The organism is Terrimonas pollutisoli (assembly GCF_029360765.1).
Taxonomy (GTDB): Bacteria; Bacteroidota; Bacteroidia; order Chitinophagales; family Chitinophagaceae; genus Terrimonas_B; species Terrimonas_B pollutisoli.
Genome location: NZ_JARKNA010000011.1, coordinates 50,631 through 74,636 on the forward strand (window position 1 = coordinate 50,631; position 24,006 = coordinate 74,636).

The following is a 24,006-nucleotide window of genomic DNA, read 5'->3' on the forward strand; positions in this document are numbered from 1 at the left end:
TATTTTGTGCTACTGATGTTAAAACAAATGAAAGACTCAGCGTACGTTGAACAATAAACACGGTTGGACGTCGTGAGATATTCAGACTGAAACCCTTTATCCACAATCGTTTTAGCAAGTTATTGTTTCAGTGAACATCTATAAACCGGGCATAGTTTGATTTCAACAGACCTGCATCTTGTTTTAGTTTTGTGCCAGAGTTGATCGTACTAGTCTCCAACTTCGAAAGCCGGCCAATAACGGGCCGCACCTGATGGTTGCTCAACCAATTGCCAGCAAAATTATTTATGAACAAAAAAATGAAACTATGAAACGATTCCTGGTTATTCTCAGAAGGGTTTTTGAAAATATGGCCTACCCAATGCCATAAAGCTGTTAGCTCTTCATTTACATTATTCAATCTCATTGGCTAATGGTAGCATTAGTTCCAATGAATAAAATTATCAACTATGCATTTTAATACAAACGAATCACTACAAGAAAATAGTTCAGAAAAATCAGCTAATAAGTATAGGCTGTACAACCTGCTGTTCAACGGAAGAATTTCCCTGCAGGAATATTATGAAGCCCTCCGTGTGCTGGGCAGCCACAAAAAAGAAGGCTAAGATCTTTTTAGGAAATGATCATTAGGTGATGAAAAGGTAATTATTGGATATAAGAAAAGAGAAGTAAATAAGAAGGCCCCGGTGATTCCGGGGCTTTTGATTTTCGTTTAACTACATAAAACTTCGAAGGGCGGTTTTGATGTTTAACAATCAAAACGTCAATCTATCCATTTATACCGCCACTTACTTCAATCCGCTGCCCGTTGATCCAGCCTGCTTCCTCTGTGCATAGAAAAGCAACAACGCCACCAATATCATTTGCATTGCCAACTCGTCCAAGTGGTGATAGTGAACTAAGTCTTTCTTTCATCTGCGGATTGCTACGGATCGCTGCACTGTTAAAATCAGTTTCAATTGGGCCCGGAGCCACTACGTTGGCGGCAATGCCTTTTGCACCTAATTCTTTTGCCAGGTATTTTGTAAACACTTCGATGGCGCCTTTCATCGATGCATATACCGAATAACCGGGATTGGTAAATCGTGTAGTGCCGGTTGAAATATTGATGATTCTTCCACCGCCATTGATATGCGGTACTAACTTTTGGGTTAAAAAATAGATTCCTTTGAAATGAACATTCAGAAAATCATTGAACAACTCTTCGGTGACCTGTTCAAAAGGCACTGTAGCCCCCATCCCTGCGTTGTTGATCAAAAAGTCAAAGGAATTTGCCTGCCATTTTTGTCGAAGCGTTTCCTGTAATAAACTAACGAAATTATCCAGAGAAGAAAACTCGCTCATGTTGAGTTGTATAGCTGCTGCTTTCCTGCCTGTGGCTTCAATAACCGCTACTGTTTCTAATGCTTCTGCTTCTTTGGTACGATAGGTAAGAATTACATCGACCTCTTTTTTGGCGAGGGCCAGGGCCATATCTTTTCCGAGGCCGCGGCTGCCGCCCGTTACTACTGCAATCTTTTGCTGTACTGACATATTAATTGTTTTGTAAGCAAAATTCCTCCATAGATGTAAAAGAAAATGGTGACAGCTTAAGAATAAATGGTGACTATATTAGATTCTATCCGGTAGCAAGATGTTGTTCCCTGAATTTCTTAGGTGTCATTCCCGTAAACTTTTTGAAAAACTTGGTAAAATTCGATGGGTCGTAAGTAAGGCGGATTGCAATTTCGGCAATAGATAACCTTTTGTCCAACAACAATTCCTTAGACACATTCACGAGTCGCTCTTCAAACAGGTCGCAGGTAGAGTGACCTGTTACCTCTTTAATGGTATGACTAAGATGTACCGGGTGAATATGCAACATGCCGGCAAAATCTCTTATCTCCAACACTTCATCGGTTCTACCTTCTTTCAAATCCTGGATATATTTTGATAATTCAGCCAGGTATTGCCGGACGATCTCTTTTTTACGATATGAGCTTGTTTTGCCTGTTTCTATTGTCATCATATAAAGGTTAACTATTTTTCCTTGATTTAATTAATCTGCTCCAATAGTCACTAAACTATTTCAACAACAACATTTGCCCCAAATGATTGGCCAAATGGTTAGTGCGACTGATCACGACATTCAATTTATTGCGATGAGGCTCCTTGATAAAATCTTCGGGGGAAACAGACATGTGCCGGCTTAGCCATTCGTCAGCTGTGCAGGCTTGAAAATGCGCCGCCAGTTCGGCTGTTACTGTCTGCAATTTTTTTTTCAATGCTGAAACGGTGGGCATCGACTGTCCTGATTTATCAGGGGTTTTAATAAAGGGCACTTCTAACTCCGGGAACAACCGTTCTCCAAATCCCAATAACGGCAGTAGTCCGTCACTGACTGCTACCAGATGGCCCAGCAAATAAACACCAGTATTTTTACCCGGTGCAATTTCTTTGGCAAATTGTTCATCTGATAAAGAGCCGATTAATTTATTAAGCTGGTTGTTTTGTGTCTCCCATGCATTGAGTGTCATTTTCACCAATAAGTCCAGTTGTTCTGTAGCTTCCATATTTCTTATTTTAAATAATCAGGGTTTTAAAACGAAAAAACAATTAACGGGAACAAAAGGTTCAGATGATTGGAAATATTTCACCCCAAATTTCCATGTTTCCCGGAGTAAAAGCGGTGATTATTTACACCTGGCTGAAATGATTACACTTCATTTAACCCGCCGGAAATATTTTTTTCTACCAATAAATTTAAACCCCTTGTAGGCGAGGACCTCAAGCGTCCCATTTGACCGGATTCTGGCAGTAGCCTGATAAGTACCTGATGATTTGGGACGATGAATTTTTCCGCCTTCCCATACCTTTTCTTCAGTGGCATATCTCAACCCTTCCAAAATTTGAAACCCTTTAAGCCTGGCAGAATCATTGTCTCTCGTCCAGATTATCTTCCCCTGGTATTCGTCACCCGATTTGTATACTTCGATAATCAAGTCTTCTTTGGAAGTCTTTAACCATTTCCCGATAATTATATCAGCATCTGCCTGCGCATAACCAGTAAGGGATAAAAGCGACGCCATTAGTAGAATCATCCATCTCATAGGTTGCACTCATTAATTTGTTAAGTAGCTTACAAACCATCTGCCAGTTTTATGATCAATGAGCCATAGCATTATTCGATAGTGAATTTATTAGCCGATTTCACCTGCATGCCAATCATGATATGCGTCTGCAATGTATCACCTCGTATTATTTCTCGTAGTATCCCGACAATGGCCACCTGATTTCTCGATGCGCATTTGATAATGTGGCATTTATTCGCCGGCTCCCCGCTGATTTTTTTATATTGATCAAAATTCATTCCTATGAAAAAAACAGGTTTGTTACTGTTGTTGTTGACATCTTTTCTTCTTCTGGTATCATGCACCGCTGACAATAAAAATACTTCCGCTGAAACGGCTGATGCCGGGATTAAAATAACCCAGAAATCGACGAAGGTTGCTGCGAAAAAGAATAAGAAATCTGAGAAAAAGGTAAAAAAGTCTTCGCAAAGTTTAAGCAACCGGGCCAATGAGATGGCTGAATACGCAGAGAAGAAGGGTTACTCCATCGATTATTGTTTTCTGATTGATATGAGTATTCCCAGTGGCAAAAATCGCTTTTTTGTTTACGACCTTGAGAAAGGCGGGGTTGCCTATTCAGGTTTGGTTGCTCACGGAAGTTGTGAAGAACGCTTTCTTTCACGGGCAAGATTCTCCAACGTTGCCAATAGTGGTTGTAGTTCTATCGGTCGCTATAAAGTAGGCGTCTTCTACAATGGCAAATACGGTGAATCATTCAAGCTCCATGGCCTTGACAACAGCAACTCCAATGCTTTTTCGAGAGGAGTTGTTATCCATGGATACGATTGCGTACCTGATGAAGAAATTTTTCCGCGGGTTCTCTGCAATAGTTTAGGATGCCCGATGGTGTCGTATAATTTTTTCGACCGGCTATCCCGTATCATCCAACGTTCAGAAAAACCAATCCTGTTGTGGATTTACCGGTAAAACGAATAATATATTTCGGACACCGCGGAGGCAGTACACTTCCTATGCTGGTATGTTAAACTTCTTTTGAATCTGGTAAAGTATTTTCCATATGACAGCTGATTTTTCGAGAGGAGATGCAATAAAAACGAGGTAAGTTTTGTGGGCAGCGGCATCCACTAAAACTTTCACTTCCAAATTTAATTTTACCGGGGCGCCATCAACAAAAACTCCAAATATATTCATCGAAGCATTGTAAATGGTTTCATTTGCAGCTGTGTTTTTTTTCTTTTCTACAGTAGCAGTTATTTGAGACGTATCAATCACAAGGTTACGATCCTTCGCTGTAACGCTGCACAAACCTTTGTAATAGTTCAATAGATAGTTCCGGATATCGGTTTGTGAAATACCCGTAACATCGTCGAGTTGAACCACGAAAGCATAAGTAAAATAAGCTGCTGAATCTTTGTTGAACATTCCCGGCGCAAAGCGAAGCTCCTCTGCACCTCTATAAGTAATACCCCGTGCAAATGCCGGAGGCAACGCAAATCTTTCAAATTCCCAGCCAGCGGGTTCTTTTAATAGTTGCGGAGTATGCTCCTGTGCTGATGCGGCAAAGGAAAGGGAAACAATAAAAATTGCAAACAAATTTTTCATAGCGTGAAATTATGGTTTTAGGATCTTTTTATATACGAGTTGAAAGACCATACCAGTCATTTCTTTCTTTTATGAATGATGAATTTTCACGTATAAAAAATTGAAACTACTTCCTTACCGTGACCGTGAAAAAAATCGGGCAAAATTTAACCGCTCTTTTTTATAACAACTGAAATCCTCGCTCCTTTTCCTGTCTCGCTTTCTATGCTCAGCCGGCCATTGATCGAAACGGCCAGTTGCTGCATATTCAATAACCCCGGAGATGATACATGTCTTTTAACATCAAACCCTTTACCGTCATCGGCAATGCTAAGCATGATGGTATCGTTGTTGCAATGCAGCATAACGTTGACAGCTTTAGCTTCCGCATGTTCCATGATATTACTCAGCGCCTCCTGGCATATACGATAGAAATCGATTTTAATGCCAGCAGGCATATCGTCCTCGGCACAATGGCTGATAAACCGGCAGGGTATCCCGGTAAGTGCCCGAAACTCCTTGCATTCCCATTCGAGAGTGGCATTAAAACCCAAATCGTCCAGCATATTTGGTCTGACAGAAAAAGAAATTCTCCGGATCGTTCTCACCAGCCGGTCGGATAGCGACAGGGTCTCTTCTATTTTTTCCCTTACCGTTCCGGGTAAACCAGCCTGTTGATGATCGATCCCGGCTATATGTATTTTTATAGTCGCTGCCAGCTGGGCCACTTCCTCGTGTAATTCATGCGCCAGGTATTTTCTATCTTCTTCTGCACGGCTTTTAAAATGAGTGGCCATGCTCTTATACGTATGATACTTTTCCTCCGTTTCTTTTTCCCTGTGCTTGGTTGCTGTAATGTCTTTTGCAATGGCAAACACTATTTTTTTATCTGGCAAAAAGACCGATGTCCATTCCAGCCAGATCACGGTTCCGTTTTTTGCGACATAACGATTTTGAAAATTCAGCAGAGTTTTGCCCTTTAATAATTGACTTCTTTCCCTCGCTGTATACTCCCGGTCATCCGGGTGAATAAAAGTGGAAATCGGGCAGGAAAACAATTCCTCTTCCGTGTAGCCCAATTTATTGATTACAGCAGGATTTATTTTTCTGAAATAACCATCTTCGCCGGCGATGCATACAAGATCCGGTGTCATCTCAAAAAGAGCCAGCATCTCAAATTCAATATTTCCCTCGTTGTTCATAGTTCCGGTAAAAATAATGCCTGCGGACAGACTTTTCAGGCGAATGTAGGAATACATTTCCTGTTTCGTATTTCGCAACACCAGTGAAGTATTTGACTAGATTTAAAACTTTAGCTGTTTTCTATACCGTTAAAACATTTTCCTCCTGGCAAGCCGTTATTTTGTGGTTGTTTGTTAATGTTTTCAACAATTGGTGCTTTATGGTCTGTTTACTCAAAATATAAACTGGTTATTGCTTTATTAATGCTACATTACAGGTAATGCAGGTTATTCTATCTGCAAATCAAATTTATATCATGTTAAGCATTGTAGATGTTGTTGCAGCTGACAAAAACCTGGTTACACTTGCCATAGGGATGAAAGCTGCGGGGCTGAATGAACAATTAAGCAAAATGGGACCGTTTACAGTTTTTGCACCCACAGAACATGCCTTCGGCAAATTGCAAAGGGGTGAATGGCCGGATCTGTTGAGGCCGCAGAACAGGGTTAAACTGGCCGACATCATGAATCATCATGTGATAAATGGTACAATCCATTTTAAAGATCTAACTGACGGGCAAGAACTAACTACACTGAACGGCAAGAAACTTGCAGTTCATGTAAGAAATGGTGAAACCGACATTGACGGAGCAAAAATACAGGGAAGAGATATGGATGCTTCCAATGGCGTTGTACACTCTCTTGACAATTTAGTTCAATAACACCATTATGCCTCAATAGGTGAATCAACACACCAGCCACCCTGTTATAGGGGTGGCTTTTTAACTTCTTATTTCTTTATTTCAACAAAGAGCCTGGCATTATTCAACGCTATTTATGAAACAATATGAGAAATATCTTATCGGCAATCTGGATATATTTGAATCTGGGAATTACCCGGCTGTAAATACTGAGATTATAAACGTAAATCAAAAGACTGCTGGTTCTCCCCTTTTTTACAAAGAAGAGATTATTATTTCTTTCCTTAAAAACCATTCCCTGCGCAATGATTGGATAGATGCCAATCCGCAATTGACAAAACTGGTTACTTCGGGACAAATATTTACAGGAAATATTGAATCTTTATTTGAAGCATGCCGCGACAACAAAACTTTTAGTGACGAGCTTGAAAATCATTTAACCGAAAGGTTTGCCACAACAGGTAAAGGCGCAAAACTATGGGTGATGTAAAATCAATTGTGACGCATAATCAAAGATTCAGTTTTATCCTCAATGCAGGGAAACAGGCGGACACCAGTTTTTGATTATACAATTGAATGCTGTTCTCCATTTTAAACCTTACAGCGCCTGCTTTTCTCCGGTTCTTCTTTGACGCTATGAACAGCGGTATACTTGCAAGAGTCACCACGCCTCCGGCAATGAGCAAAGTCGTTTTAATACCGTCGTTTTTATATTTCTTATCGCAAAATGCGCCAACACAAATACCGTCCTCTTTCAATGTTCCCCTGGGAATAACAAAAGAACTAATGATCAGACCGGCGCCGCTTACCAACAATATCCGGGCTGTCTTTTTCTGGTTTTTACTTTTTTGGAGATAGTCCCGGTCATTTGACAGACGACCGGGAGTTGTTTGCTGGCTAAATAAATTCGCACAACACAAAAACAAGATCGCTGAAAAAATAATCTTTCTCATAACGGGTTAGTTTAGCTTTTTAAATCGATATGTCTGTAACAAAGAAGGAAACAAGAAGGGTCTGCCAGGAACCGATGCCTGGTCGTTTTAACCCCAAGCCTGAAGTGGAATGATATACTAACTTAAAGATAAGTGGAAAAGCTGGCTATGTTAAAAAAAAGAAATATATCCGCAGGGCCAGGGAAGAGATAGACTTGAAATCAACATGAGTTGTTCTGGGTTACAAGGTATAGCAGTGAAATAAAAAAAATCAGCTTTGAATGGGTAACTTAGAAATACAACTAAATACTAAATCATGAAAAAGCTTATTTCCATGGCTGTTATCTGCCTGGTAACTTTTTTTCTATTTGTCAATTTCATGCCTGTCAGACAACAAAAAACAGCAAAAACAACACAGGTGCGGATATTCACGATTAATAAGGGAAAGATGAATGAATTCGTCAGTGCCTGGCAAAAGGGAGTTTATCCATTGCGTGTCAAGCATGGTTTTACAATCGAAAAAGCATGGGTGGTACGGGGGAAAAATAAATTTATCCGGATCCTTAGCTATGACGGGCCCGAAAGCTTTGAAGTAAAAGATAGTCTTTACTATGCATCACAGGCAAGAATAACTCTGCAGCCCAACCCGGCGGATTATATTGCTGATGCTGAAAATTATTTTATCGACAACGCTTTGCCGGAGTAACGAAAAGTTTTCTCCGTAACACGGCGAGTGCCACAAGGCTATGCCCATTTCTATCCAGCAGTCACCTGTGAATTCCATTGCCCTGATGAATAATTTTTAAACGGGTTTGTCACCTAACAAGAATGGTTTTCAAAAACTCTTCTTGCATAAACTTTGATTGAGCTGCAAAGCTGAAATTTAATAAAGCACTGAAAACGGCTATAATGAATGAAATGAAAACAAGTAAATGAATTGAAATACTTATATGTTCTTTTGGCTTGAACCAAAAGAACTAAAAGTTCAAGGAAAAACGAATTGCTCCGCCCGTTTTTCCAGCCAACGCCAAAACAGTCTGATGATTTGAAAGCCTTTTCTTTTATCGAAATGGAAGGACGGAGACTCCACTTCGTGATATTGGAAACAACGAAAGGCGCTGCTTTTTCGCCGGGAGTGTTGATAGCTATACCATTTTTATACCAGGCGAAAAAGAGGCGCTGAATCCCTCCTAAATTGTATTAAATAATGCACTACAGACAGAGCACCGCCGATGATTTTTCTTCCATCTTTAGGGCGTATCCCTCCCTTCCACTAAAAACTTGCGCAGCGACTCTAACAACATATCGGATGTATTGGAATTGGTAAAAATGGCATAGCCCATTTTTAAATCTTTATACACTTCAAACTTGCATTTGAAATCGCCATTGTTACCGCCATGCCCAAATGATTTTCCAAACGGCGTCTCGCGGATCTCCAGGCTCATGCCCATATAAGCGGGTATCTTCGGTTTTTCATCGCCGGGATTATAGTTGAAGTCGGAATGCTTTTGAAACATCGTGTCATAGGTTGCTGCCTTCAGTCCTTTTTGTTCCAATAAATACAACATGAAGCGGGTGAATATGCTTGCTTCCGTATGCATCGAATAGGCCATGCCCGGCGACTCGGGCAAATTATTGTTACTGGGCAAACCATTATAATGACCGAAAGCAACCATGCGTTGCAGCGAATCGTTTTTGGAAAAGAAAGTGTGATACAACCCCATCGGTTCGATCACTTCTTCCTGCAGTACCTGCTCCACTTTCCTGCCGGTAATTTTTTCAATCACCATTTTCAAATATTCGAAACCTTCGCCTGAATAGCCATAGCCAGTGCCCGGTGTGAACTTAAGATTCAGTTTTCCATCTTCGTTCATCCATCGCCAGTTGGGGAAACCTGTGCGATGCGTTAATACATGTCTTGCCGTAATCAATTTATACCGATCGTCGTATTCGATATCGGGGTAAGGAAGATAGAGCCAGAGCGGCTTGTCAAGATCAATCATACCACGTTCTGCCAATCGTTGCACCGCAAAAGCGAATACCGGCTTGGTGATAGAAGCTGCTTCGAATAACGTATTCTCATCCACTTTGGCGCTTGTCATTGTATTACTGACACCGTATGTTTTATGATAAACCAGTTTCCCGTCTTTGATCAATGCCAGTGAAACGCCGGGTATGCCAAAGTACTGTTGATATGTTTTGATGAAGTGGTCCACCTGGCTTGCGTTGGCCGATGTAAAATTGTGAAGCACACCTTTAGCAGGAATTAAATCGGGCACAGGAGTGGCGGGTATAGTAAGATGAGGGACGACTGCCTTTCGACCTGTCTTTACTAAAACAGTGACGGGCTTTTTTTGACCGGTAGCATAAACCTTATTGCCATTTTGAAAATAAGCATCCGGCATGGTGATTTCATATTTGCCTGGCGGAACTTCTACCGAATAGTTTCCTAAACTATCCAGTCCGGTTTCCAACCAAAGTTTCTTATGCTGGATATCGTTTACCCGAACCTCGCCGGGCAACTGCTCTTTCATTTGCTTGTCCCAACCCACATTCCCTCTAATGGTTGCCAGTTTTGCACTAACCGGCAACAGGATCACATCTCCGAGGCTGTTTGGGTTCATGTATTTGGAGCCACCTCTGCCCCAGGCAGAATAGGAAAAACTTCCGTCCGCATCCCTGTCGAAAATATGAAAATCGAAGCCAACGGATTTGCCCACATTCATCTCATTTCCCAATATGATACGCCACTCATAGAAACGTGTAGTACCCCTGGTAGCCATGGCGACCTCCACGATATCCCATGTTGCATTTTTTGCAAAGGGGTCATAAAAGGCATTATTGGTATTGCGTAGTTTTTTACTATACATAAAAGAAGCAACTCCGGAACCGGAAAGCAAATGCCTGGCATCAATGCTTAGCTCCAAACCATCCTGGGTGTTCCACCGCACATTTTGACTGGTATCTTCTATAAAGTCGTCGTCTGTTACTGTAAAAGCAATATACAGGGAGCGGTTATCAAGCCGGTAGCCAAGCTGGAAAAAACCTGAAAAATCAGATTCACCTTTAGGTTTTGTATCCGACAAATGAGTTCCGATCATGTACTTCGTTGCACTCCCCGGCCAATCGGAAAAATCGCCGTCAACAGTGATCTTGCCAAGCGGATAAGCATAAGCTACACTGCCATTATGGGCGAATAAATTTTTACAAAACAAAAAGCAAATAAGAAGAAGGCAAATGGTTTTGCTGAATGTTTTTGACATAGTATTCCGGAGTTTAAGGTTTAAAGAATGGAGGGCTGGATTGCCAATTAGCTGTGACGGTTTGAAACATAGAAATGTTACAAAAACCTGCTATTAATAATGTAACGTTTGTAGAAAATATGTTGCATTGGGAGCTTAGTTTAAAAATATTTTTGTTTTTTATGTTCTTTTGACTTGAACCATCCTTCGACAAGCTCAGGAGAGCCAAAGCTCAAGCCCTGATAGTTATCGGGGCGGCCTACGCACGACAGATTCCGATAGACTGAAGGCCGTTTGCTTTTAAGAACGAAGCCCCCTGTCGTGATATGCGACGCAACTAAAGGCGCTGGAAAACTTTTTTATCTTTAGTCTGAATTTGCCTGAGGTATTATTTCTTTATCATTTTCTCAACCCAATCCCTTGTGGTGTCGGCAAGCAGTTGTAGTATATTTTGTTTCCCGGCTTTAAATGCATGATTCGCTCCTTCTATTTTTATAAGCGTAGCAAGTTTTAGTGATTTACATACCGGTTCCATTAAATCCCATGTAGCCAATTCATCTTTGGTTCCTTGTAAAAACAGCATCGGTGTCTTTACGTCTTTTAAATGTTCTGCTCTTTCAATTGATGGCTTGCCCGGGGGGTGTAAGGGAAAACCATAAAAGATAATTCCCTTTACTGCTGCATCGGGATGGGCTGATAAGTATTGAGAAGTCATTCGGCCACCAAAGGATTTTCCTGCCGCAAAAAGCGGGAGCTCCGGAAATAATTTCTGTGCATTAGCAATAGCTGATGCAATAGCTGCATGAGCCACCGCAGGTATATCGGGTCTTCCTTTTTTATTTTCAGCAAAGGGAAAATTAAAACGCAGCGTAGCGATGCCTTGTTCTGAAAGTAATTGCGCCAATGCTACCATGAAAGAATGATTCATACCAGCACCTGCACCATGTGCAAGGGTCATGATGCATTTACTTTTTTCCGGAATAATACATTCGGCTGAAACAGTACCGATGGAAGGCGAAATTTTCAGCGATAAAGATTTCGTTTTCATTTGCTAATTTTTTAAACCTGCAGTAAAAGTAAGAAGGATAATTATGCTGTCTCCTTAATACTGTTTATTGATGCTACATCTGCTTAGTACGGTCAAAGTCTGATGCCACCGGTGTGGCGGTTAAACTTTCTCTTTTTCTGACAGACGGTCCGGGTTGTAAAAAAATTTTTTCGATTTTTAATACATGGAATTGGCAAACCAAAGGCAAGAAAAATTCATATTGAACAAGCGGAATTGTTTTTGGACTAACTGAGGCATTGTATGGAGAGATTACCATTGAAAATGGAAAAGTACAGAAATCAAATTTTCATGATTATCGGATGATGAGAATGAATGAAATGCCGGAGATAGAAGTGCATATGGTTCCCGGTTCCGGAAAAATGGGAGGCGCCGGGGAGCCGCGTGTTCCACCTGTTGCACCGGCATTGGCCAATGCAATATTTGCTGCGACCGGAAAACGACTGAGAGATTTGCCGTTGCGGCTTTAAAAATAAACATACAAAACCTGGTACTGTTTTCGATTTATATACTGCGGTTATCCGCAGATATTAATGCAATGGGATGCAACTTGTTCTGTCAAAAAGGATACTTTAATATAAAATCTTATGGCCGGTCGGGATAATTTTTTCAATAAAAAATCGTTTAAGCAGGTTACTGAAAGATTTCAGCGGATCTATTAATACGCAACAATTCAAATAATAACTTCTTAACACATTATACTATGAAAAAAGCCTTCCTCCTATATCTATTGCCGGCTGTCCTACTATTTCTATCAGCCTGTTCAAAAAAATCAGATAGTGATCCAAATGACGAAACAGCAGAGAATAGTTGGACCTTCACCGAGGGATCAAAAGTGTTTTCCGGATCATTTCTTTTTGGAACAGCCTCTCTCAACACAACAAAACAAGCAAATAATACCTACACATTTACCATGTTAGGAGCAGAGAAAACTTCAGGGCACTTTTTTAATATAGCGTTGTCCCTTCTTGATCTCAATTTTACAACAAAGACCTACCAATCGGGTATTGATGGCAACGATCATCTTAATGCATTTTATTATACAGAAACACCTGCAAGCGTAGACGATATTTATAAATCTTCTAACCTGGATCCCGGGCCGGTCATGAATTATACTATTACCGCTTATGATGCCACTAATGACGTTGTAACAATCACTTTCAGCGGACAGGCTCAATTATCTAACGGAAACTATGTACCTATTGCTAACGGAAAGCTTAAAGTCAAAATAGAACGCTGATATAAATCTTACTTCAGTCAGTTTTCATCCAATAAATAAAGCAGGAAATATTGTAACATAAATACCCGTAGCACTACACGTTGCCCGGACTATATCCAAACATCTTCTTAAACGCATAGGAGAAACTGCTGAGGTTGTTGTAACCGATATGGTATGCTACTTCCGTAACATTCATGACCCGCTCTGCCAGCAGTTGTTTTGCCTGCTGCATACGTAGCTGGTGTATATCACCAAACACCGTGGTGCGGAAAAAATATTTATACCCCTTCTTCAGCTTGTATTCATTAAGCCCGAACCGGCAGGTAAGCTTCCTAAGGCTTAGTGGCTCCAGGAAGGATGTTGCTATAAATTCTTTTACAGCATACAGTTTCTCTTTGTCGGCTGCTGACCAATATTTTTCCGCAGCATTGGATTGCAGCGCATGCACCTGGTCCATTTGCAGCACAAACAGCTCAAGCAATTTGCTTTCAATAAAAATATAACGGGTAATGCCCTGGAAGGTACATTGCCGTATGGCCGTTATTAATTCCGCCATGCGCTGCTGCCAGCAGAGACCACCTGCAGCGCCAAGGAAATGCGTCTTCTTTTGCACGTGTTTACAAAACAAACCAAGGGCGCCGGTTGGTTCATCTTCTGCCAAGCTGTTTAAATAATCAGGATGGTAGGTAATGGTACACGCATGGAACTGTGGCGAATGAATAGTATGTGTGCCGGAAAAATTGGTATTATACTGTATGTTGTGCTGCTGCCTGCCAAAATAGATAGGCTCCGCGAAGTTGTCGAAGCGGGACTCCACATCGCCACTCAGCACAAATACCGACTCGGCCGTTTCTTTCGGCACGGCATCATATAAACTGAAAGGTTGATCCGCTTCCATAAACAGTTCGGTAAACAGCATACCCGGTGTATTGATGGCATTCAGCTTACCTGTGGCAAGGCCGGGCTGTTGAAACTGTACGGTGAAATGCGTATAGCGTTCACTGCTATGAACTAATTGCTGTTCCGTGGTACCGAAGTACTGGTCCCATTGAGTCAGATTGATTTTATCCATTTTTCCTAAATCTTAATCCGTTGATCTAAACAGGCACGGCGCTGTCGTTGCTCAACTTTGCCTAAAACTAAAAGCAACATGAAATGAGCCAGGTTAATCCTCACCAACCGGGATGATTATTTGGCGAAACAAAGTTCGATGAGGCCAAAATAAAATAACAAATGAACTCATCAATTCCATATGGCCAAAAAACAATAATAAATAACATATGAAAAACATGACTACCGATGCGGTACGTACTGGGGAAAAAGCTGGATTAACTGCACAAAAAAGCAAATGGAAATATAGGCTCTCGCTCCTGTTTTATCCCATAGGTGTAGTACGTATTTGGCGTGGAAATGCCAGGTTATGGGTGAAACTGCTCTACAGCATACTCGTACTACCGGTCTTTTTACTCGTAGCAGCCTGGTTCGGCATTATTTTGTTTGCAACCTTTCTGCCAAAGCTTGATCGCACCACAGGCAACCGTGCCGATAAAACTATTTACAACCAGGCAGGCAATTACTCGGCTACTTTTGTGCAAACAGGAACTGAAACAAACAATGCCTATGAACTCGTGCAGGTAGAACTGGAACCACACGGCGGCAACGACTGGCATTATCATACCAGGTTTGTGGAGCAGTTTACCGTTGTAGAAGGCAGCATAAAAATTGGCAGGAATGGTGAGGAAATTGTACTGGATAAAGGGCAAACCACAATGGCGAATAAAGAAGACATGCACTATTTTAAAAATGCCCTTGATCACAAATCAGTATTATTGGTAAAAGTGACGCCTGCCGGGGGACTGGAAAAAACACTAAGGGTCGCATATGGGCTCATGAATGATGGTTTGTTGAAAAACGATATGACTGAAAACCCCTGGCACATGTGCCTGTTGCTTGCCTACAGCGAATCATTCCTGCCCGGCATGCCCAACTGGTTCCAGGAGCCACTAATCAATGCGCTGGCTAAAATTGCACAATGGAAAGGTGAAGACAAAAGCCTGTATAAGTATTTTATGTAAACAGGGGATGTTGTGGAAACAATCCAGGCATTGGAAGATTTCTTTTGATTGTGGTGATGTGTGGTTCCTTAACCTTAGTAGAAGACCATTCTTTGTTTTTTGAAACCTTATTACCTTATTGAGCTAATAAGGTTGGGATACAGATGAGGATTATTTGCTACTAAGGTTTTTACAAAATGGGATCGTCTGTTTGGTATGATCTTTATCCACGGTACGACGAGTGCCGTAAGACCATGCACAATTGCTATCCGACATTCGCCTGAGACATTGGTGAAAAAGGGAACAATCGGCGGGGAAGCAGGACTAAGTTCCCGGCAGAGAAATAGTACTTTTGATATAGGAAACAGTAAGCCATGAAAATTGAAATATCCATTTCAATATTTCTATTTGTCACCATCACTGCGTCCTTTTCTCAAACCTCAATTAAGCGACAGCAAGAGTCTTTTCCAAAAAATACATGGTATTTTACCTTCGGCTGGCATCGTGCTTATTATACTAACAGCACAATCCATTTCAAAGATTTCAAAACCGCCAATTACGATTTCAAACTGGTAAAAGCAAAGGCCATTGATGATAATGACCTGCACATTGGCCGCGGCATTGATGCACCGCAGTATTCAGTACGCCTGGGTTTGTTTTTTAAAAATAAACCCAACACAGGCATTGAAATCAATTTTGACCATGCAAAATATATTCTGAAACAGGGACAGCGGGTTCATATCGAAGGAATCATTAACGGAAAATATTTGAATAAAGACACCGTGGTACATCCGGAGTTTATAGAATACGAACATACCGATGGCGCCAATTACTGGATAATTAATGTGGTGAAACGAAAAAAAATATGGCAAAGTAACCATCAAAAATACCAGCTTGATATTTTATTAAAACCAGGAATCGGTTTGGTTATTCCGCGTTCAGATACGCGGTTGTTTGGCAAACCACGTAATGACAAATATCATGTTTCGGGCTATGTGGCTGGTGTGGAAAGTGGCTTGCATGCTGTGTTATTCAAAAGCCTGGTTGCTGAATTTACTTTTAAAGGTGCTTATGCAAATTATACCGATATATTGCTGTATGGAAGTGGACGTGCCCGTCAGCATTGGTGGTCTTACCAGTATATTATGCTGGTTGGCTACCAACTCAGTTCTACCAGTGAAAAGAAATAATATTTATACCGGCAGGTGTTTTTTCCACCCGCCAGGATCCGTAGGTTGATCACGATGAGGAGAAAGAAATCCGTCCTGCACTTGCAAAGACGGAATTCCGTCTATAGAACCACGCCAAAGGAATATTTACTTAGCACGGTTCACTTCCACCAATATCGCTTTCAGGGTTGTAGTGCCAACATTCTTCACGCTGTGTGTATCCGCAGCACCTATCGCTGTCATCCCTTTTTTAAATTCCATCACATTTTTTGTCCCGTCCTTTCCTGTAAACTCGCCTTTTCCTCCTTCTATCACATAAAGTGCATTGTCAGGATGGGAATGCATAGCAGATGACTGGCCCGGCTTATAGCTAATTTCAAGCACCCTTATACCCAATGTATCATTTTTCAATTTGTACAAGGTCGGAGCTACTTTTGTTGCATCCAGTGTTGCATCCTGCGAGGTGGTTTGCATCGGGCGGTTCACTTCTACCAGTATTACCTTAAGGGTTGTTTTGCCTGCATTTTTCACACTGTGTACTTCACCGGGTCTTACTAAGCTTGTGCCCGTTTTCATTTCATTCTCCATTTTAGTCCCGTCTTTTCCATAAAACGCTACCGTACCACCTGCTGCCGCATAAGCGGCCAGATCAGGATGAGAATGCAGAGCAGATGAATCGCCGGGTTTGTAAGTGACTTCGACAATTCGTATGCCCATTGTATCATTTAATATTTTATAAAGATCAGGAGCTGCTTTTACTGCATCCATTACTGCATCTTGTGCGACGGGTTCGGCAGTCGCTGTTTGGGTGGTGTCGGTTGTTTCGGCTGGCGCTTCTTTTTTGTCAGGTCCCTTGCAGGCAGCAAGGATCAATAAGAGGGCTACCGTTAATATAAAATGGCTTTTGTCTATCTTTTGCATACATACTTTTTTACTGAATGATAAATGAGGCAGGACTAATAGTTAGTGCGGGAGTAGGATCACTGGTATATCCAGGGTGTAATTAATTTACTGCAAGTTCAGGTCTAATACTACCTGAAATTTCTTCCATTTTTGAAATATTTTTCATCATTTCCCCAAACACCTTACCTGCTTCTTCACCCAACAACTTATCATTTTCTGCATTCATGGTCTCATACGCCATTACATCTTTAGCCGCCAGGGCAACCAGGAAATAATCTCCCCCGGATCCGAATCCGCTTCTATAGATCCTATATTCCATTTTTGAACCTTTCTTTTGAAACATGTCTTTTATAGCCTTCAAACTGGCAACCAGTTTTTCTTCCTGCTGTGGCGTATAACGGAGATAATAGAAGCGCCGGTAATTTTTTCCCTCCGGAGTCTGGGTGATGCCTCCGGGCATATAAGTGAGTTCTTTGTCCAGTCTTAGAACATAGTCAAAATGCTTATCGTAACATTTACTAAACCGCTTAAAAAGATCACCAAATTTATCGGCGCCCATTTTATCTCTCAGCGATTTCCAGCTATCCTTATCCAGTTCGGCCATATTGGCAAGGGGGTATAAATACAGGTACCTGAAATCAGATGTGACTGCTGTAATCCATTTTAGTTCCTGGATATTGTACTTTTTGACGTTGGCCACCAGTTCCTTTACGGTAGCTTCGTATTCATTAACCATGGAAGGCAATACTACATCTTCGTGCACTCCGTAAGATTGAAAATTTTCATTTCCCTGGGCATTAAGCACGAAAGCGGAAGAAACAGCCATGACAAATGCAAGCAACATGATTTTTAGCTTTTTCATATATGAAAGTTTTGGTGAAAAATCTTTTGAATGTTCGATCACTTGCACCGGAAAAAATCAATTGTCTGGAAGGGAACTGATCAGGTAAACAACAAGCAGCTGAAGCATTTACTGAACAACAGAATAAATAACTGGTCTGGCAGAATAATAAATCCGGTATTAAAATTATGAATCTGTTTCCAGATTTGATTAAATAGGTGCATTGGGTTCATTCCAGATTGTCGCAGCGTTGCTGCCCTACGCAATAATAATATAGGATAATTACATAAGACCTCCGCCGGTCCGAAGGACTCCGGACTCTTTCGGAGAGGGGTTAAAGCATCTTCGTATAAAAAACTTTCGGGTGGGCCTGACGATAAATGTCTGGCTCCGAGCGAAGCGTCGGAGGTGGGTTTTGAATGGCGACAATTCGGAATGCACCCAGTGAAAACCCCTAAAAGGTCAAAAAAAACTTATCTTTAAATACCATACCTCCGGATATTCCAATGCTTACTTCCGTACACTATCTTTTTTCAGCATTTGAACCACTGCCAAATGTCCAACATACACCAGCTTGCCGCTATTGTATTTACTGATATTGTCGGTTATACCGCCATGATGCAGGAGGATGAGAATATGGCGGTAGAAAACATTAATCGCTTCCGGCAGGCCATTCAAATAAAAATTGAAGAATACAATGGAACTATCATTCAATACTACGGTGATGGATGTTTAATGCTGTTTAACAGCTCAGTAAATGCAGTGCTATTTGCGAAGAGCCTTCAAAAAGATTTTAATGTCTCACCATACTTACCTGTGCGTATCGGCATTCATATGGGCGATGTGCTTGTAAAAGAAGGAAACATCTTTGGGGATGTGGTAAACATTGCAGCCCGTATTCAGGCCCTGGCACCGGAGGGTCGCATCTATGTTTCAGAAACCGTATATGAGAATACAAAAAATAAAAAAGAAGCCGACAGTCGCTTTGTACAGCAGGTAATGTTGAAAAATGTTCAAACACCTGTAGGAATTTATGAAGTGATAATGGATGGTGATGAGAAAGCATTTTCTTTAAGCCATTTTGAGAAATACAATTATTCTCCCGCTGTTTCCACAAATAGTATTGCGGTCTTGCCGTTTTTGAATATCAGCGGCGATCCGGAACAAGAATATTTTAGTGAGGGCATGGCTGATGAAATAATTAACTCCCTAACGCATTTAGAGGATTTAAAAGTGGCCGGCCGGATATCTTCTCTACACGTTAAGAATAATAACGAAAATGTAAGGGAGCTGGGAAAAAAACTCGGCGTCAACTCTGTTCTCGAGGGCAGCATTCGCAAGCAGGGCAGCCGTATTCGTATTACCGCGCAATTGGTCAATGTTGAAGATGGCTTCCACCTCTGGTCTGAGAAATACGATCGTGAAATGAATGACATCTTCGCGATACAGGACGAGATCGCTCTATCTATAACGGAGAAACTAAGCATTGTCTTATTGAAGCGGGACAGGGATAAGATCACTAAAATTCATACGGCTGACCCGGAAGCCTACGAATTATATTTAAAGGGACGTTTTCATCTAAACCGGCGCGGCGCTTCTATCGTATCTGCTATGCAGTATTTTCTAAAAGCTATTGATATAGATCCGGATTTTGCCCTCGCCTACACGGGCTATGCAGACGCAAATTTATTACTTGGCAATTATGGCCTGGCCGCACCCAAACTAATAATGCCAGGAGCAAAGGAAGCCGCTGAAAAAGCCATTCAACTGGATCCGACACTTGCTGAGCCGTATTGCTCGCTTGGATTTTACTATACCCTTTTTGAATGGAACTGGGTAGAAGCAAAGAAAAATTTTCTAAAATCGCTGGAGATAAATCCCCGGTACACGCAGGCGCATTCATGGTACGGCTGGAATCTTGTAACTATGGTTGAAGGCAAATTTGAGGAAGGGGAAAAACATGGGGAGGCACTTATAAAACTCGAGCCGCTTAACGGGTCTTATTATGGTACTTTCTCCTTAACACTTTATACCATTGGCAAACTGAAAAAGGCTCTTGAGATTTGCAGGGCAGGTATTGAACTGGATGGGAACTCATTTATCTGTCTGATATCAGAAGGAAATATACTTTTGGAAATGGGTCGATATGAGGAGTCTATTTCTTCGTTTGAAAAGGCTATAAAAATTTCCAACAGGCATCATTTTGCCGTAAATGGTCTTATCTGGAATTATTGCCTCATGGGTGATATGGAAAAGGCCAATGCCCTGATGAATGAATTAAAGGAAAGATCGGAAAAGGAATATCTCGCAAAAACATTTACCGCCTTGTCCCTTGCATACCTGGGCAATTTCGATGAAGCTTTTGATTACCTGGAAAAGGCTTATATCGACCGTGATCCGATATTGCTTAATATCAGGTACGATAAATGGGGGCCTGCCGAATTTAGAAATGATCCCCGGTTTTTAAATATTTTAGATAAGGTTGGTTATCCCTAATCAGGGTCAACTGTTGAACTTTCTCTTATTTGTTAAAGACTGCTGCAGATGATTTTTTACCGACCGCAAACTTCATCATATTTAACCAACTACCGGGGCGAAGTCTGTACATCCCATTGTACATTAATATGGTGCTTTGCAGCGAATGATTTTCCTGCATCTGTCAGTTTGTCGAACAACTTTACAAATTTTGGATAATGTTTGTCGGAAATATATTTTACAAGCAAATCAATTTTTTCCCTCGGAGCATTCTCATCGTATAACGCAGCAAGCTGGCTGTATTCATTTTTGTATACCGGCAACACATAATCATACAAGGCAATAGATGCCTTCAGCATATTACGGGTATCGTCTGTTTCGTTTAACTTTTTAAGCTTTCCCCTGTTCTCTTCGATAAACTGTATTTTCCCGTCGATCACTTCTTTTCGTTTCATTGGGGCGATTTTGTCCTTATCACCATCGATCATTTTTACTGATGGGGTTTCTAATTCCCGTTGTATACCCGTACCGGCAAAGCCGTGCAGCCTGTTACAGTTGAGCACAGCAATGTCAAAATATTTTTCAGGCGTTACACTATTACAGCTTATAAACGGTGCACAGCAACCAAACAGGTAAAAGAAGAATAATAATTTTCTCATGGCCAGTTTTAAAATAAAGATAGTTTGTTTTATCGGGCAACCTGGGGTGATGCCGAGCTATCCGAAAATCCATATCAACAGGAACAAATTTTTGCTAACCCAGGATGCCCAAAAAAAAATTCAAAACTCTTTGTGTAATTCTCCGCATTGCTTCATCTGGAATTTAAACAAAGCTTATGCAACGAAAAGAACTGCACTTAGACCCGCGGTATTTCCAGGTGGTTTTCCAGGCAATTTTTCTCAGTTATGGTATTCTTATGCTACACTGGCATGCTGACTGGTTGCATTATTTCATCAGCATTGGCGGATGTTTGCTCTTTCAGTATACCGTCGATTCCTTTAAATCAAAACGCTTTTTGCAGCCCGGTGAGTTTGATCGCTGGGGATTCAGTTCACTCATCAGCGCTATGAGTCTTTGTCTTCTTCTAAAGACAAACGATTGGTGGATCAGCCTGCTGGCCGCTTTTCTCACCGTAGCCTCAAAATATATTTTCAAATGGAACCATAAACATATTTTCAATCCCTCAGCCTTCGGTATTGTAGCTACTATTTTCTTAACCAATGCTGCATGGCTTAATCCGGGTCAGTGGGGAAGTAATACCGTCATATTTTTCGGAGTGATCACACTGGGAACCATTGTGGTCACAAGGGTTCAAAAATTAGATGTTTCACTTGCCTTCCTGGTTACTTATGTAGGCCTCCTGTACTGGCGACAGGTTTATATATTGGGATGGCCGATGGATCATTTTATTCATTCTGTCAGCACGGGAAGCTTATTGCTCTTTACTTTTTTTATGATCAGCGATCCAAGAACATCGCCAAATCATTCTGTTGCCAGGATATTATGGGCTGTTTTGATTGCATGTGTTGCCTTTTATCTTTCCGCATTTAAGTGGAAATACAATACGATCATTTGGGTATTGGTAGCGGCAGCGCCACTGGTGCCGTTATTAGATAGAATATTTACATCAAAATCGTTTGAATGGAAAAACCATTTATTTATTAATCGCCCTAAACACCCCTTTAGGGGCTGGGGGTATCAACTCAAAAAAATAATCATGAAACCTTTTGCAAAAAAATTAGCTGCACTGATCATCCTCGCCGGCATGATCAGCCATGAAGCAGCGGCTTTCTGTGGCTTTTATGTTAGTAAGGCCGATGGCACATTGAAGAACAAAACATCACAGGTCATTTTGGTGAGGGATGGCAACCGGAATGTCATCACTATGTATAATGATTTCAAAGGCAATCTGAAAGATTTTGCAATGGTAGTGCCTGTACCCGTTGTATTGAAAAAGAATGATATCAAAGTAGTGGATCAGCAGATATTTAATGTGTTGAATGATTACAGCAAACCGAGATTGGTGGAGTATCATGATCAGAATCCCTGTCTGCAGTATAACTATAAACTGGAAGGCAGGGCCCCGGGTGTAGCACTGAATGAAGTAGTGGTTACGGGTTATGGTACTGCTAAAAGAAAAGACCTGGGAGTAAAAATAGAAGCCAAATATCTTGTTGGCGAATACGATATACTGATCCTTAGTGCTAAAGAAAGTTCAGGATTAAAAACATGGTTGGATGAAAATGGTTATAAAATACCGGCGGGTGCTGATGAAGTGCTGGAGCCTTATATCAAAAGCAACCTGAAATTTTTTGTCGTCAAGGTAAATGAAGAAGAGAAGAAAAAACTGCCTGGCAATTTTCTGCGGCCTATCCAGATCAGGTTTTCTTCACCAAAATTTATGCTGCCGATAAGATTGGGAATGGCCAATGCAGATGGCGACCAGGATATGATTGTTTATGCCTTTACCAAAAAAGGAAGAGTTGAATCCACCAACTACAGAACTGTTTCATTGCCTACCGGGAAAAACATTCCTTTGTTTGTTCAAAACAATTTTGGAAATTTTTATGCTAATCTGTTCCAGCACCAATGGGATAAGGAGGGTAAGGCGGTTACCATGCTTGAATATGCATGGGATGTCAGTCCGAAGAATTATGTGAAATGCGATCCCTGCGTAGCCACAGCGCCATCGGCACAGGACCTGGCACAGGCAGGAGTCTGGTGGATCAACCGCGACTGGAATGATTATAACGATATAGAGGAAGAAGATGATGATTATTCAGACAATGTTTATTTTACCCGTTTACATGTCAGGTATAACCGCAATAAGTTTCCGCAAGACCTTATGTTCCAGGTAACGCCTAATACGGAAAACTTCCAGGCGAGGTATATCATTACACATCCTGCTACAGGCGACTTCTCCTGTGATGCCGGAAAAAAATATTTGAAAGAATTAAAACAACGTCGTTCCGACGAGATGCAAATGCTTACTTATTTAACCGGCAAAAGTTATAATGACTGGGATGTTGTGCTGAATGATGAGGAAGAAAAGTTCATTCCTTCAGAGGCAACTTATGCAACAGTGTCTCATAGTATAAAAAACAAACCGTTTGAAAATAATGGGCTGCTGTTTGCACTGGTTGGAATAGCGGGGTTGGCTTCGCTGATCAGGTTCAGGAAACACAGTTAGGTTAATACATTGGTTTAAATAAATATTTCAAGCTTGTTAAAGTGATGCTTTTTTGTGCATCACTTTTTATTTTGTTCAAGTCAATTTGTCAAGACCTATTTCCGCTTTTTGCGATGCTTTAACCAACAAATATTCCGTTGCGTGAAGACACCATAGTGGTTAACTTAAGGTCCCTACACCCTGCACTTAAGGAAAACTTCAAGCGCCTCTTTTTCGCTTCCTGTCAACCTCGTATTATTATAAACACTATCAGCGAAAAAGCAGCGCCTCCCGTTAGTCCGCATATTACGCAGCGGAGTCTTCGTCCTTCCGCTGCGGATAAAAAACGACATATAAATTATTAGAATCTTCCCGTGCGTAGGCCCGGCAAAACCCGCGGAG

25 protein-coding genes are annotated in these 24,006 nt (G+C 41.2%); 11 read left to right on the forward strand and 14 right to left on the reverse strand.

Annotation, left to right across the window (positions count from 1 at the left end):
• Nucleotides 1-127: 127 nt before the first annotated feature.
• Nucleotides 128-406 carry a hypothetical protein gene (locus tag P2W73_RS16855; protein WP_276503252.1) on the reverse strand — a complete coding sequence of 93 codons (279 nt, stop codon included), beginning with the start codon at nucleotides 404-406 and terminating at the stop codon, nucleotides 128-130.
• Nucleotides 407-449: 43 nt separating this feature from the next.
• Here P2W73_RS16855 and P2W73_RS16860 point away from each other — a divergent pair, with 43 nt between their 5' ends.
• Nucleotides 450-605 carry a hypothetical protein gene (locus tag P2W73_RS16860; RefSeq protein WP_276503253.1) on the forward strand — a complete coding sequence of 52 codons (156 nt, stop codon included), beginning with the start codon at nucleotides 450-452 and terminating at the stop codon, nucleotides 603-605.
• Between the two features lie 163 nt (nucleotides 606-768).
• Here the strand turns inward: P2W73_RS16860 and P2W73_RS16865 are convergent, their stop codons facing one another.
• The 4 genes from P2W73_RS16865 to P2W73_RS16880 all read right to left on the reverse strand — a co-directional run bounded on the left by P2W73_RS16865 (nucleotide 769) and on the right by P2W73_RS16880 (nucleotide 3,089).
• Nucleotides 769-1,533, reverse strand: coding sequence for an SDR family NAD(P)-dependent oxidoreductase (locus P2W73_RS16865; protein WP_276503254.1), 765 nt, complete (start codon nucleotides 1,531-1,533; stop codon nucleotides 769-771).
• Nucleotides 1,534-1,618: 85 nt separating this feature from the next.
• Entirely contained in the window at nucleotides 1,619-2,008 is a 390-nt protein-coding gene (locus P2W73_RS16870) for a helix-turn-helix domain-containing protein (protein WP_276503255.1), read from the reverse strand.
• A gap of 55 nt (nucleotides 2,009-2,063) precedes the next feature.
• Nucleotides 2,064-2,552 (reverse strand): DinB family protein, encoded by a 489-nt coding sequence (locus P2W73_RS16875; RefSeq protein WP_276503256.1) that lies wholly within the window; start codon nucleotides 2,550-2,552, stop codon nucleotides 2,064-2,066.
• 150 nt (nucleotides 2,553-2,702) lie between these two features.
• Entirely contained in the window at nucleotides 2,703-3,089 is a 387-nt protein-coding gene (locus tag P2W73_RS16880) for a DUF2147 domain-containing protein (RefSeq protein WP_276503257.1), read from the reverse strand.
• 264 nt (nucleotides 3,090-3,353) lie between these two features.
• On the opposite strand from P2W73_RS16880, the gene P2W73_RS16885 reads away from it, so the two are divergent.
• Nucleotides 3,354-4,037: a murein L,D-transpeptidase catalytic domain-containing protein gene (locus P2W73_RS16885; protein WP_276503258.1), complete on the forward strand. Its 684-nt coding sequence runs from the start codon at nucleotides 3,354-3,356 to the stop codon at nucleotides 4,035-4,037.
• Between the two features lie 42 nt (nucleotides 4,038-4,079).
• Here P2W73_RS16885 and P2W73_RS16890 read toward each other — a convergent pair whose 3' ends face one another.
• Entirely contained in the window at nucleotides 4,080-4,673 is a 594-nt protein-coding gene (locus P2W73_RS16890) for a hypothetical protein (RefSeq protein WP_276503259.1), read from the reverse strand.
• A 146-nt stretch (nucleotides 4,674-4,819) separates the two neighbouring features.
• Entirely contained in the window at nucleotides 4,820-5,935 is a 1,116-nt protein-coding gene (locus P2W73_RS16895; RefSeq protein WP_276503260.1) for a PAS domain-containing sensor histidine kinase, read from the reverse strand.
• Nucleotides 5,936-6,150: 215 nt separating this feature from the next.
• Here P2W73_RS16895 and P2W73_RS16900 point away from each other — a divergent pair, with 215 nt between their 5' ends.
• Both P2W73_RS16900 and P2W73_RS16905 read left to right on the forward strand, forming a co-directional pair.
• Entirely contained in the window at nucleotides 6,151-6,555 is a 405-nt protein-coding gene (locus P2W73_RS16900) for a fasciclin domain-containing protein (RefSeq protein ID WP_276503261.1), read from the forward strand.
• A gap of 115 nt (nucleotides 6,556-6,670) precedes the next feature.
• Entirely contained in the window at nucleotides 6,671-7,024 is a 354-nt protein-coding gene (locus P2W73_RS16905; protein WP_276503262.1) for a hypothetical protein, read from the forward strand.
• 19 nt (nucleotides 7,025-7,043) lie between these two features.
• Here P2W73_RS16905 and P2W73_RS16910 read toward each other — a convergent pair whose 3' ends face one another.
• The gene (locus P2W73_RS16910; protein WP_276503263.1) at nucleotides 7,044-7,487 is read right to left on the reverse strand and encodes a hypothetical protein; all 444 of its coding nucleotides are present in this window, start codon (nucleotides 7,485-7,487) and stop codon (nucleotides 7,044-7,046) included.
• 295 nt (nucleotides 7,488-7,782) lie between these two features.
• On the opposite strand from P2W73_RS16910, the gene P2W73_RS16915 reads away from it, so the two are divergent.
• Nucleotides 7,783-8,172, forward strand: a complete 390-nt coding sequence (locus tag P2W73_RS16915) for a hypothetical protein (protein ID WP_276503264.1) — start codon at nucleotides 7,783-7,785, stop codon at nucleotides 8,170-8,172.
• A gap of 544 nt (nucleotides 8,173-8,716) precedes the next feature.
• On the opposite strand, the gene P2W73_RS16920 is transcribed toward P2W73_RS16915, so the two are convergent.
• Together P2W73_RS16920 and P2W73_RS16925 are read right to left on the reverse strand one after the other, a co-directional pair.
• Nucleotides 8,717-10,729 carry a serine hydrolase gene (locus tag P2W73_RS16920; RefSeq protein ID WP_276503265.1) on the reverse strand — a complete coding sequence of 671 codons (2,013 nt, stop codon included), beginning with the start codon at nucleotides 10,727-10,729 and terminating at the stop codon, nucleotides 8,717-8,719.
• A 367-nt stretch (nucleotides 10,730-11,096) separates the two neighbouring features.
• On the reverse strand, nucleotides 11,097-11,756 hold the full coding sequence (locus P2W73_RS16925) for an alpha/beta hydrolase family protein (protein ID WP_276503266.1): 660 nt from the start codon (nucleotides 11,754-11,756) through the stop codon (nucleotides 11,097-11,099).
• 320 nt (nucleotides 11,757-12,076) lie between these two features.
• On the opposite strand from P2W73_RS16925, the gene P2W73_RS16930 reads away from it, so the two are divergent.
• Both P2W73_RS16930 and P2W73_RS16935 read left to right on the forward strand, forming a co-directional pair.
• The gene (locus P2W73_RS16930; RefSeq protein ID WP_276503267.1) at nucleotides 12,077-12,244 is read left to right on the forward strand and encodes a hypothetical protein; all 168 of its coding nucleotides are present in this window, start codon (nucleotides 12,077-12,079) and stop codon (nucleotides 12,242-12,244) included.
• A 233-nt stretch (nucleotides 12,245-12,477) separates the two neighbouring features.
• A complete protein-coding gene (locus tag P2W73_RS16935; protein ID WP_276503268.1) occupies nucleotides 12,478-13,014 on the forward strand; it encodes a YxeA family protein in 537 nt (178 codons plus the stop codon).
• 73 nt (nucleotides 13,015-13,087) lie between these two features.
• On the opposite strand, the gene P2W73_RS16940 is transcribed toward P2W73_RS16935, so the two are convergent.
• Nucleotides 13,088-14,065, reverse strand: coding sequence for a helix-turn-helix transcriptional regulator (locus P2W73_RS16940; protein ID WP_276503269.1), 978 nt, complete (start codon nucleotides 14,063-14,065; stop codon nucleotides 13,088-13,090).
• A 208-nt stretch (nucleotides 14,066-14,273) separates the two neighbouring features.
• On the opposite strand from P2W73_RS16940, the gene P2W73_RS16945 reads away from it, so the two are divergent.
• Both P2W73_RS16945 and P2W73_RS16950 read left to right on the forward strand, forming a co-directional pair.
• A complete protein-coding gene (locus P2W73_RS16945; protein ID WP_276503270.1) occupies nucleotides 14,274-15,068 on the forward strand; it encodes a cupin domain-containing protein in 795 nt (264 codons plus the stop codon).
• Between the two features lie 353 nt (nucleotides 15,069-15,421).
• Nucleotides 15,422-16,237 carry a hypothetical protein gene (locus tag P2W73_RS16950; RefSeq protein ID WP_276503271.1) on the forward strand — a complete coding sequence of 272 codons (816 nt, stop codon included), beginning with the start codon at nucleotides 15,422-15,424 and terminating at the stop codon, nucleotides 16,235-16,237.
• Nucleotides 16,238-16,363: 126 nt separating this feature from the next.
• Here P2W73_RS16950 and P2W73_RS16955 read toward each other — a convergent pair whose 3' ends face one another.
• Nucleotides 16,364-17,137, reverse strand: coding sequence for a cupin domain-containing protein (locus tag P2W73_RS16955; protein WP_276503272.1), 774 nt, complete (start codon nucleotides 17,135-17,137; stop codon nucleotides 16,364-16,366).
• Nucleotides 17,138-17,219: 82 nt separating this feature from the next.
• Nucleotides 17,220-17,981, reverse strand: coding sequence for a hypothetical protein (locus tag P2W73_RS16960; protein ID WP_276503273.1), 762 nt, complete (start codon nucleotides 17,979-17,981; stop codon nucleotides 17,220-17,222).
• Nucleotides 17,982-18,515: 534 nt separating this feature from the next.
• Between P2W73_RS16960 and P2W73_RS16965 the strand changes: the two genes are divergently transcribed.
• Complete coding sequence (locus P2W73_RS16965; protein ID WP_276503274.1) at nucleotides 18,516-20,456, forward strand: adenylate/guanylate cyclase domain-containing protein; 1,941 nt, start codon at nucleotides 18,516-18,518, stop codon at nucleotides 20,454-20,456.
• A gap of 89 nt (nucleotides 20,457-20,545) precedes the next feature.
• Here the strand turns inward: P2W73_RS16965 and P2W73_RS16970 are convergent, their stop codons facing one another.
• Nucleotides 20,546-21,094, reverse strand: coding sequence for a hypothetical protein (locus P2W73_RS16970; protein ID WP_276503275.1), 549 nt, complete (start codon nucleotides 21,092-21,094; stop codon nucleotides 20,546-20,548).
• Nucleotides 21,095-21,270: 176 nt separating this feature from the next.
• On the opposite strand from P2W73_RS16970, the gene P2W73_RS16975 reads away from it, so the two are divergent.
• Nucleotides 21,271-23,625, forward strand: a complete 2,355-nt coding sequence (locus P2W73_RS16975) for a DUF2330 domain-containing protein (RefSeq protein WP_276503276.1) — start codon at nucleotides 21,271-21,273, stop codon at nucleotides 23,623-23,625.
• Nucleotides 23,626-24,006 lie beyond the last annotated feature (381 nt).